Origin of the sequence: Collinsella sp. TM04-29 (assembly GCF_003466565.1) — a bacterium.
In the GTDB taxonomy this organism is placed as follows: domain Bacteria; phylum Actinomycetota; class Coriobacteriia; order Coriobacteriales; family Coriobacteriaceae; genus Collinsella.
In genome coordinates this window covers 1,217,953-1,228,892 of the sequence record NZ_QSPW01000001.1, presented here as the reverse complement: position 1 = coordinate 1,228,892, position 10,940 = coordinate 1,217,953, and the positions used below count along the sequence as shown (strand labels likewise).

Genomic DNA, 10,940 nt, shown 5'->3' with positions numbered 1-10,940 from the left:
CGGGCCCCCGTCTCATTTTTCGCCAGACACCGACGCGGTGGTGGGCCGTGTGCGCCGTGGGTGGGGGAGTTTGGGGGCGATGTGAACGGCGTGTAAAGGGACGTAAAAATCGCCTCAAGGTCAACTTGAAGGTTGAGGTTGAAAGGCGGGATGCCACAGGTGGCATCCCGCCGTTGCTGTAAACACAACATATTGTGTTTTCGAACATATGATTGGGGGTGTTTTGCAATATATGGTGGGTGGAGTGGTGGGGCGGGGTGGGGGAAGGGGTGGGGAAAGGTGTTGAAAAATGGGGCGGTTCCCCATATTATTAATGACGTCGACAGGCGGGGTGGTTCCCCGCGTACGTGCCATCTGAGTAACCGAGGGGAGGGCGCACATGGGAATGACTGGTGCATACGAGCGCAATCTCGATGCAAAAGGTCGTCTGTCCCTGCCTGCACCCCTTCGCGAGGAGCTTGGAGAGCACGTTCGCGTGTTCAAAGCCCTGGATGTCGATGCTCTGTACGTGTTCTCTGCCGAGGCCTTCGATAAGTGGGTCGAAGGACTCTTCGCGGGTCGTGAGGGCCACGAGGGCTTTAACCCGCGTGACATCAACGACCAGAAGCTCATGAGGGCGATCAACAAGCGCACCACGTCGATGGACGTGGACAGCGCCGGTCGTATCGGCCTTTCCGAGTCTCTCCGCAAGCAGGCGAACCTCGACCGCGAGGTCACGGTTGTGGGCAACTACGACCACCTTGAGGTTTGGGATCGCGCCGCGGCCGATGAGGACGATGACGATGAGGCCCTGCTGGACCTCTTCTTCTCGTAAGGGCAAGGCACGGGTAACGGATGGAGCGTGGGATCTTGACACAAGAATATCGGCATGAACCTGTCATGCTCGGCGAAGTGCTTGAGTCGCTGCGGCTAAAGAGCGGCTCCGTTGTCTGCGATTGCACCCTTGGCGGTGCCGGCCATTCGGTAAAGATGGCCGCGCAGGTGGGGGAGACGGGTCTTTTGCTCGGCGTCGATCAGGACGACATGGCCCTCGAGGCCGCTGGCGCCCGTCTGGACCGCGAGGTTCCCGGCGTTCCGCACCAGCTGCTGAAGGGCAACTTCGGCGACTTGGACGAGCTGCTTTGCTCGGCCGAGGTGCCCGGGGTCGATGGCTTCCTGTTCGATTTGGGCGTTTCGTCACCGCAACTCGATATCCCTGGAAGGGGCTTTTCGTATAACGAGGACGCCCCATTGGACATGCGGATGGATCCGGGTAATAACACCTTAAACGCAGCTGAGGTCATCAACACCTATAACGAACACGACCTCGCCCGGATTCTACGCGTCTACGGCGAAGAGAAGTTCGCCTCGCAGATCGCGCGCGAGATCGTGCGCCGCCGCGAGCAAGAACCGATCGAAACCACCGGCCAATTTGTCGAGATCATCAAGGCGGGTATCCCGGCTGCCGCTCGTCGGCATGGCGGACACCCGGCCAAGAAAAGTTTCCAGGCCATTCGCATCGAGGTCAATCACGAGCTCGATGTGCTCGAACGAGGGCTTGATGCCGCCACCAGGTGGCTCAACCCGAGCGGACGTATCTGCGTCATCTCATATCACTCGCTCGAGGACCGTATCGTAAAGAACCACTTTAAGGAGATGAGCCAGGGGTGCACGTGTCCGCCGGAGATTCCGGTGTGCGTGTGCGGCAACGTGCCGATACTCAAGGTCATCACCCGCAAACCCTTGGTTGCACAGCCTGATGAGGTTGAGCGCAACCCTCGGGCGAGATCAGCCAAAATCCGCGTGGCGCAGCGTCTGTAGGCGCGACCGCGTGATATTGGACCTCCCGCTCGCACCATAAACGAAGCTTAAACACACTACCAACGTACTCGGGATGGGAGGCGGCATATCATGGGCTACAACACTTCAAGCGCAGCACTCGCCTATGATATGAACGCCATGCCCGCCTATCGTGAGACGCCGCAGGCCCCCGTTGCTCCCCGTGAGCAGCGCACGCCGCGCTTTGATGTCTACACGGGCGCGGGCCGTCAGGCAAACCAGGCGGTAAGCCCGGTTTTCATGAGCGTTCTTAAAACGTTTTGCATCATTGCGGCCATCTTCATGACGATCGGCGTCGCCCGCGTGGCGCTCGCCGGCGTTACGGCCCAGGTGCTCAACAGCAACGCCGAGCTTACCAACACGCTCGAAAAGGCGACCGATGAGAGCTCCGACCTGGAGGTCATGCATTCGGTCTATGGCGCCGACACGCGTATTCGCGACCTTGCGGGCGCTTATGGCATGGTGGAGCCCAGCGAGAGCGTTACACTTGACTTTTCGCAGGATGCAGCCGCGGGCGCCAACGCGACCGCGACCGCTCAGTAGCAAGACGGTAGCTGAGTATGACAAATGACTATCGCCGCGGTTCCGATGGGGGCCGCGGTTCTGGACGTCCCTCGTCGCGGGGACGTTCTGGTTATCAAGGAACGGGTCGGCAATCTTACAACGCCGGGCAGTCCCGTGGCAACGACCCGGCGTCGCGACTTCGCGGCTCGGGCGGCCCTCAAGTGCATAACACCAGGTCGCGCAAGAGTTCGTCGACCGAATGGCTCACGGGCACGCCTCTGCCTCGCCGCAAAGCCGTCATGGGCTTCATTGGGCTTGGCTTGGGCTTGGGCGTCTTTCGCCTTGCCGACTATCAAATTGTCGAAGCCGATAAACTGCGCGAGCGTGCCGATGCGCGCCGCCTGCTTGCGCAGACCCTCTATGCCAAACGTGGCACCATCTACGACCGCAACGGTAACGTGCTGGCGTCGTCGGTCGAATGTCGCAACATCGCCGTGAACCCCCAGCTTGTCGAGGATGTTGACAAGACGGTGTCGGCGCTGGTCAAGGCAACTGGAATCGATAAAAAGACCTGCCGCAAGCTCGTTGAGTCCGATGGAACCTGGGTGTATATCAAGCGCCAGGTGGACGAAGACGACGCTGCGGCGCTGGAGAAGAAGAACCTGCCCGGCGTGCTTTTTGAGCAGGCCATGAAGCGCGTATATCCATACGGCAATCTGGCATCGCAGGTGCTGGGTGTAGTGAATGTAGACAACGACGGCTTGACGGGTCTCGAAAAGCAATACAACAAGCTTCTGACCGGCACGAACGGTTCTCTCGTACGCGAGCGCGCGAGGGACGGCAGCTATATCGCGGGCGGTGCCTATAAAAAGGTGGCTGCGGTCGACGGCGTTGATATCGTGACGACGCTCGACGTCAATATCCAGCGTGCGGCCGAGGATGCCCTGGCAGAGGCTGTCGAGAAGACAAAGGCCAAGAACGGCTCGGCGCTGGTCACCGATCCTACGACAGGCGAGATCTTGGCAGCCTGCTCGTATCCGACCTACGACCAGACCAATTTGGAAAACGCCAAGACCGAGGATATGAACCTGCGCCTGGTCACCGACGCCTACGAGCCCGGCTCGGTCTTTAAGACGCTCGTGGCGGGCGCCGGCTTCGACTTGGGTGTCGTGCGGTCGAGTACGTCGTTTGAGGTGCCGGCGAGCATCAAGGTGGGCGACGATACCGTCACCGATGCCGACAAGCGCGACTATGCCATGACCATGGATGTGCGCGAGATGATGCGCCGTTCGTCCAACGTAGGCTTTGTCCTGGTGGGGCGCAAGATCGGTGCCGACGACTTTGCCGCCTATGTGGACAAGTGGGGCATCGGTCACAGCTCTGGTGTCGATTTTCCGGGCGAGAGCCTGGGCATCGTCAAGGAGCGTGACCAGTATGACGGCGCCACGCTGGGCTCGATGAGCTTTGGACAGGCGCTGTCTGTCTCGCCGATTGAGATCGCACGTGCCGTGGGCGGCATCGCCAACGGCGGCGTGATGATGACCCCGCACTTCTATAAGTCCAGCAAAGGTGACGAGAAGGACTGGGGCGAAGGCGAGCGCGCGATTTCGGAGGATGCCGCATCCCAGGTGACATCGTGCATGCAGACGGTCGTGTCGGAGGGAACGGGCGTTGGCGGCGCGGTTGACGGCTATGACGTGGCGGGTAAGACCGGTACGGCCGAACGTGCCGACGAGAACGGCGGCTACCTCAAGGAGAACTACATGTCGTCCTTTATGGGCTTTGCACCGGCACAATCGCCCAAGGTGCTGTGCTATATCACGCTCGACGGAACGCCGAGCGGCTCAGATGCCGCTGCGGTTCCGTTCCAGTTCATTATGGCCAACGCGCTCGACGTGCTGGGTATCCCGCACACGAAGTAGGGGGTTACAATCTTTGGGGCGTGGTTTGTTGTCCCATATGAGGGGTGTTCACATGCCCTGCACCACGCATACGCGGCGCTGGGATACAATACGCCGATAGCATTATTAGGTTTACAGGGGAGCTGCAATGATAGAGATCGCCGTCAACAACCTCGCGGCCGCAACAGGGGCCCGAACCGTGACGGGAGAAGCCGATCGGGTATGCCGCGGGTGCGTTATCGACTCGCGCCAGGTCGAGGAAGGGACGATTTTCGTCGCCTTTCCCGGTGAAAACGTCGACGGCAATGATTTTGCTTCCCGTGCCGTCCAGTCGGGTGCCGGCGCCGTCGTGATGACGCGTGAGCCCGAGGCCGAGCTGGTCTCGCTGGCGCAGGACAAGGGCTGTGCCATCTTGCTGACCGATGATCCCGAGGAGTTTCTGCTGCGTTTGGCGCATGCGTATCGCCTGGAGCTTGGCTGCCTGGTCGTTGGCATTACCGGTTCCATCGGCAAGACGACGACCAAGGACGTGCTCGCCGCTGTGCTCGCCAAGCGCTATCGTGTCTGGGCCACCAAGGGCAATTTCAATAACCTGATCGGCATGCCGCTCACGGTGCTTTCCGCTCCGGCCGATACCGAGGTTCTGGTGCTCGAGATGGGCATGAACCATTTCCACGAGATCGAGCGCCTGTCCCAGTCCGCCAATCCCAACCTTGCCATCGTGAGCAAGATCGGCACCTCTCATATCGGCATTTTGGGCAGCCGCGAGAACATCGCCCGCGCTAAGGCCGAGATTGTACAGGGCATGTGCGCCGCCGGCGACTATTTGCCGCTGCTGGTTTTGGGCGGTGAGGACGACTTTACGCCGTTCATTCGCGATACGTTCGCCCGGCCTGCTGGTATCGACGTGATGCTGGCCGGTGTCTCTGACGATGATGAGGTCCGCGCCCGCGACGTTCGCGTTGATGACGAGGGCCGTCCGGTCTTTACGCTCGATTTTGGTCAGGGCGAGACAATCGATACCATGCTTGCCATCCCCGGCGTGCAGTCCGTTCCTAATGCCGTTAAGGCCGCCGCGGTTGCCTATCGCCTGGGCGTGACGCCCGAGCAGATCGATGCTGCCTTTAGGGGTCTTACGATCACCGGGCACCGCCAGGAGATCAAGCGCGCCAAGAGCGGTGCACGCATCATCGACGATTCCTATAACGCCAGCGCCGAATCGATGGCAGCCGGCCTCGATCTGCTGTGCTCGCTTTCATGCACGGGGTCTCGCATGGCGATCCTGGGCGAGATGGGCGAGATGGGCGATGAGGCTCCTCGCATGCATGAGCTCGTGGGCGCCTATGCCGCCGCCAAGAAGCTCGACATGCTGGCGTGCGTGGGTGGTGAGCTGGCCCAGCTTATGGCCGATGCCGCGCGCATGATGGGCATGGACGAGGACCGCATCCAGGTGTTCTCCGATTATCAGCAGGTGCTCGACCGCATGGGCGGCGCGCTTGAAAAACATGATGTTGTACTGGTCAAGGGTTCCCGCTTTGTTGAGCTCGACCGCTTTGTGGAAGGTGTGTGCTAGCCCATGTTCGGCAATCCCTCGTATCCAACGTATCAGGCTTTTTTGGGGCTTGGCATCGCCGCAGCCATTGCGCTGCTGCTCATGCCGTGGTGGATCAAGCTGCTCAAGGTCGAGGGTATCGGCCAGCAGGTTCGTGCCGACGGCCCCAAGCGTCATTTGGTTAAGCAGGGAACGCCCACCATGGGTGGCGTTGTCATCCTCGTCGCGATCTCGCTGACCTGCCTGCTGATGGGCAAGCTCACCACCGAGCTCGTACTCGTACTGCTCGCCACGCTGGCGACCGGCGTGCTGGGCCTGATCGACGACCTGACCTCCGTTACGCATGGGCGCTCGCTCGGTCTGACGCCTCATGCCAAGATGATCGGCCTAACCATTATCTGTGTCACCTTTACGGTACTTGCCGTCAACTGGTGCGGCGTCGCCCCCGAGATTCGTTTTCCCGGTGGGTTGACGATCGACCTTGGCGTGCTTTCGACCACCATCTGCGGCTATTCGTTCCCGTGGCTCTATATTGTCTTTTGCTGGCTGATGATTGCCGGTCTTTCTAATGCCGTGAACCTGACCGATGGCCTTGACGGTCTTGCTGGCGGCACCTCCATGATCGCCATGCTCGCCATGGCTGCCATGGCGTTTTTGCACGGAGACGTGAACCTGTCCATCTTCTGTACCGCGTGTGCCGGTGCCTGCTTGGGCTTTCTGTGGTTCAACTGCTATCCGGCGAGCATCTTTATGGGCGATACCGGCTCGCTTGCTCTGGGCGCCGCGTTTGCCTGCACGTCCATCATGACCAACACCGAGGTCGTCTCCCTCATCATCGGCGGCCTGTTTATCGTTGAGACCCTGTCGGTCATGATTCAGGTTGTCTACTTCCATTTTACGCACAAGCGCGTCTTCCTTATGGCGCCCATCCATCATCATTTCGAAAAGAAGGGCTGGGCCGAGACCAAGGTCGTCATCCGTTTTTGGATTATCGCTGCGGCCTTTGGTGCCGTTGGCCTTGCTCTGTTCTTCCAGTTGGGATAGTGGTCTTTCATGCCTCTTGCTGATGTCTTTAGCCTGCTCGTTTTGGGTCAGGGCAAATCCGGTCTCGATGTCGCCCGCTGGGCGCTGGCACATCCCGAGCGCGTAAGCGCCGTTACCGTGTATGGCGGCGGCACCTCTGAGCCCAATGACGCCACGCGTGCGCTCGAGGCTGCTGGTGCGTCGTTTGTCTATGGGACCGAACAGGTCGAGGGCGCCTATGACGTATGCGTGACGTGCCCGGGCATCTCGGAGTTCTCGGGCTTCTTTAAGGCCGGGCGCGAACATGCCGCTCAGATTATGGGTGAGCCAGAGTTTGCCTATCGCCTGTCGCCCGATAACTGGATTGCCATCACGGGCACCAACGGTAAGACGACCACCACGTCGCTGACTGATTATCTGCTCAAGGCTGCCGGCGAGGCCAGCGTAGCTGTCGGCAACATCGGCGAGCCGCCGGTCAACGAGATTGACGGCCGAGCCCACAACGAGTGGTTTGTGGCTGAGCTCTCGAGCTATCAGATTGCTACGACCACCGAGCTCCACCCTCGCGTGGCAGTGCTGCTCAACATCACTCCCGACCACTTGGGCTGGCATAAGAGCCATAAGAACTATGCGCTTGCCAAGATCAAGCTGTTTGACAATATGGTCGATGACGATCTGGTGGTTGTCGACGTCGAAGACGCCGGCATTCACGAGTTCGATGAGTACATCTATACGCCGGGTCGCCGCATCTGCAAGGTCGCTTTTGACGAGCCCGAGGGTGCAGACGCCGCCTTTGTGCGCGACGGCAAAATGGTCGTGCGCCTGAAGGGCGTCGAGACCCAGCTTGTCGCCACGTCCGAGCTCAAGATCTCGGGCCATCACAATGTCATCAATGCCTTATGTGCCGCCACGGCTGCTCTGGCCGTCGGTGCCGATGTCGATGGTGTCCGCCGCGGTCTGGCCTCGTTCCAGCCGCTCGAGCATCGCGTGGAGCCGTGCGGCGAGATTGACGGTGTGCGCTACGTCAACGATTCCAAGGCGACCAACACCGACGCGGTCGAGAAGGCACTGACGGCATTTCCCGATGACGACGTGATCTTGCTGCTCGGCGGCCACGATAAGGGCACGCCGCTCACGGACTTCGCGCGCGTTGTTATGGATAACGTGCGCTCGGTCGTCTGCTTTGGCGATGCGCGCGAGCGCTTCACCGCCGCTATGGACGAGGCCGATGTCGATGGCGATGTGGATATCGCCCAGGCGGATGACCTACGCGATGCCGTGGACGTTGCCCGTTCGCTGTCGAGCCGTGGCGACGTGATCTTACTTTCTCCTGCCTGCTCTTCGTTCGATGAGTTCTCGGGCTATGAGGAGCGCGGCCGCGTGTTTAAGGACTATGTGGCCCAGCTTGCCGCTGCAGCGAAATCGCAAATGGAATAGGGGTTGCCGGTGAGAGAGGAGAGCCCCCGACAAGGTATGAGGAGGCCCGACTCGGACCGTGCTTCCTCGCGGCGTAGCACACCGCGTTCCGGTCGCGGCGGGCGGTCGTTTAGCGAACGCTATATTGCCGGCGTTCCCGCCCGCATCATGCGCCCCCGTCTGATATTCATGGCCTGTCTGTTTATCTTGGTGTGTTTTGGCCTGCTGATGGTGTACTCGGCGTCTTCGGTCGAGGCGCTGCACGAGAATGGCTCAGCGACGTTTTTTCTGGGTCGACAGGCTGCGTTTGCCGTGGTCGGTGTTCTGGCGCTGATTGCCATCGTGCGCGTTTTGCCGGACAGCTGGTTTGGGGAGGATGTGCTCAGGATCTTCCTCATAGGCATGATAGGGCTACTGTTTCTGGTGTTCTTGGTGGGCAGCGGCAGCCGTGGCGCCACGCGCTGGCTCAACATCGCCGGCATTCAGTTCCAGCCTTCCGAGTTTTTAAAGCCATTTGCCATTGCGTATTCGGCCATCATGCTCGATCGCTTCTTTTCGCCCGGTGGCAACATCAACGAATTCCTTCGCAAGATGGGCATCTACCTGGGCATTTCGCTCTTTCTGATCTTTATCCAGCCCGATTTCGGTACCGTCCTGATCATCCTGTTGACCCTCATGTGCATGGCGTTGTTTGCGGGTCTCGACCCCAGATTTATCATCGGCGTGCTAATCTTCGGCATTCTCGTGATCGTGATTGCGCTTGTCGCAGAGCCATACCGTATGGTGCGTATTCAGGTTGCCTTGAAACCTTGGGCCGACGAGTATGGTGACGGCTATCAGGCCACGCTTGCCATCATGGCCTTTGCCTCGGGCGGTCTGTTCGGCCGTGGCATCGGCAACTCAACCATGAAGTACTCGTATCTGCCCGAGGCGCACAATGACTACATCCTGGCCATCATTGGCGAGGAAGTCGGTTTTGTCGGAACCGTCCTGTTCTTCTTGGTGTTTGCGATGCTGATCTACTCGGCGTTTCGCATTGCCGAGCAGGCGACCGATCGTCGGGGCGCGCTCATGGCGTCTGGCTCTGCGGTCATTCTCGCGGTGCAGTTTTTGATCAATGCGCTGGGCATCCTCAACGTGTTTCCCATGACGGGCAAACCGTTGCCGTTTATTAGCTATGGCGGTTCGTCGATTATTGTGTCGCTTATGCTTGCCGGTCTGATCCTACGCGTTTCGTACGAGAGCGCCCGTCGCGATGAGTACGACCGTCGCCGCGAGAGCTTTGCCATTATGGACGAGAGTACCGCCGGCGTGCCCCACGTGCGCGGCGAGCGGTCTTCGCGTAACGGCTTTACCGTTCTGGATGGCTCTGCGACCGAGCCGGCAGCCCGTCCGCGTCAGCGAACGGCGCCGCAAGGTCGTCCGCAGCGCCCAACTCCTCGCAATGCGGGCGGCGGATATAATCGAATCGATTTGAACTCGGACCCGTCGGCGCGTTTGCGCACCGACGACCAGGGACCGCGTGTACGAAGGGACTACCATGACCGATAAGATGACCGTTGCTATTGCAGCCGGCGGCACGGCAGGGCATATCAACCCCGCGCTCGCCTTGGCCGAAGAGCTGCGTGACCGTGGCCACCACGTTGTGTTCGTGGGCCAGTCGCGCAAGCTCGAGGGTCGTCTGGTCCCCGAGGCTGGGTTTGATTTTGTGCCCATTACGGTTACGGGCTTCGACCGCTCCCGTCCTTGGACGGCGCTGACCTCGCTGTGGCGTGTCAACAAGGCCAAGCGTGCGCTCGCCAGTCATTTCTCAAAGGTCGGCAAGCCCGATGCCGCCATCGGTTTTGGTGCCTATGTCGAGGTTCCGTTGCTGGGGTGGTGCAAGGGCGCAGGCGTTCCGTATCTGCTGCATGAGCAGAACTCTGTTCCGGGCCTGGCCAACAAGATGATGAACTCCCACGCCGCTCGCGTGTGCATCTCGGTGCCGGCAGCGCGTTCGGTCTTTGAGCGCGAAGGTGACCCTGACCACGTGCTCATGACCGGCAACCCCGTACGTCGCTCGGTGATCGAGGGCGATCGCGCTCGCGGCCGCAAGGCACTTGGCGTTCCCGAGGACGCTACGCTGCTGCTCGTCTTTGGCGGTTCACTTGGCGCCCAGCACCTCAACGAGCGCGTGGCTTCGCTCAAAAACGAGCTGCTTTCGCGCAAGAACCTCTATGTGTTGCATTCGACGGGTGCCGACGGCTTTGAGGAAACCGAGCGCGCTTTGGCGCTGACGCCCGAGGAGGCGAAGCGTTACCGCGTCCAGCCTTACATCGACAACATGGGCGACATGCTGGCTGCTGCCGATTTGGTGCTATCGCGTTCGGGCGCATCGAGCGTGGCCGAGATCGCTGCGCTCGCCGTGCCCTCGGTGCTCGTGCCGTACCCGCATGCGACGGCCGACCACCAAACCACCAATGCCCGTTATCTGGTCGACGCCGGGGCCGGCGTGCTCTGTGCCGATGCCGATATCGACGGTTCTGCCTTTGCCGATGAGCTGCTGCACCTGGTCGATGACGCGGCGGCACGCGACGCCATGCGTCAGGCGGCGCGTGGTCTGGCTCAGGATAGGGCCGCCGCTCTTCTGGCGGATGCGGTAGAGGGTTTGCGTTAGTTAGACGGGATATCGTCGGTCGCCCTCGCGCTGATGCGGTAGGTGCGGTACAGTTAACGGGTTACAGGCA

9 protein-coding genes are annotated in these 10,940 nt (G+C 60.5%); all 9 read left to right on the top strand.

The features are described 5' to 3' along the window. Positions 1 to 379: 379 nt before the first annotated feature. Complete coding sequence (locus tag DXD39_RS05565) at positions 380 to 814, top strand: division/cell wall cluster transcriptional repressor MraZ (protein ID WP_006234269.1); 435 nt, start codon at positions 380 to 382, stop codon at positions 812 to 814. Between the two features lie 20 nt (positions 815 to 834). Further along, positions 835 to 1,800, top strand: a complete 966-nt coding sequence (rsmH, locus tag DXD39_RS05560) for a 16S rRNA (cytosine(1402)-N(4))-methyltransferase RsmH (protein WP_117803373.1) — start codon at positions 835 to 837, stop codon at positions 1,798 to 1,800. Positions 1,801 to 1,890: 90 nt separating this feature from the next. Then, positions 1,891 to 2,361 carry a hypothetical protein gene (locus tag DXD39_RS05555; RefSeq protein ID WP_022094483.1) on the top strand — a complete coding sequence of 157 codons (471 nt, stop codon included), beginning with the start codon at positions 1,891 to 1,893 and terminating at the stop codon, positions 2,359 to 2,361. A 182-nt stretch (positions 2,362 to 2,543) separates the two neighbouring features. Continuing rightward, positions 2,544 to 4,244, top strand: coding sequence for a peptidoglycan D,D-transpeptidase FtsI family protein (locus DXD39_RS05550; protein WP_369832001.1), 1,701 nt, complete (start codon positions 2,544 to 2,546; stop codon positions 4,242 to 4,244). Positions 4,245 to 4,371: 127 nt separating this feature from the next. Further along, the gene (gene murF / locus DXD39_RS05545; RefSeq protein WP_117803372.1) at positions 4,372 to 5,796 is read left to right on the top strand and encodes a UDP-N-acetylmuramoyl-tripeptide--D-alanyl-D-alanine ligase; all 1,425 of its coding nucleotides are present in this window, start codon (positions 4,372 to 4,374) and stop codon (positions 5,794 to 5,796) included. A 3-nt stretch (positions 5,797 to 5,799) separates the two neighbouring features. Beyond that, complete coding sequence (gene mraY, locus DXD39_RS05540; protein WP_089571579.1) at positions 5,800 to 6,819, top strand: phospho-N-acetylmuramoyl-pentapeptide-transferase; 1,020 nt, start codon at positions 5,800 to 5,802, stop codon at positions 6,817 to 6,819. A 9-nt stretch (positions 6,820 to 6,828) separates the two neighbouring features. Further along, positions 6,829 to 8,235 carry a UDP-N-acetylmuramoyl-L-alanine--D-glutamate ligase gene (murD, locus tag DXD39_RS05535; RefSeq protein ID WP_089571580.1) on the top strand — a complete coding sequence of 469 codons (1,407 nt, stop codon included), beginning with the start codon at positions 6,829 to 6,831 and terminating at the stop codon, positions 8,233 to 8,235. A gap of 168 nt (positions 8,236 to 8,403) precedes the next feature. After that, the gene (ftsW, locus tag DXD39_RS05530) at positions 8,404 to 9,765 is read left to right on the top strand and encodes a putative lipid II flippase FtsW (protein ID WP_158565449.1); all 1,362 of its coding nucleotides are present in this window, start codon (positions 8,404 to 8,406) and stop codon (positions 9,763 to 9,765) included. Beyond that, on the top strand, positions 9,755 to 10,870 hold the full coding sequence (gene murG / locus DXD39_RS05525) for an undecaprenyldiphospho-muramoylpentapeptide beta-N-acetylglucosaminyltransferase (protein ID WP_089571582.1): 1,116 nt from the start codon (positions 9,755 to 9,757) through the stop codon (positions 10,868 to 10,870). The genes ftsW and murG overlap by 11 nt, the downstream gene beginning before the upstream one ends. Positions 10,871 to 10,940: the final 70 nt, after the last annotated feature.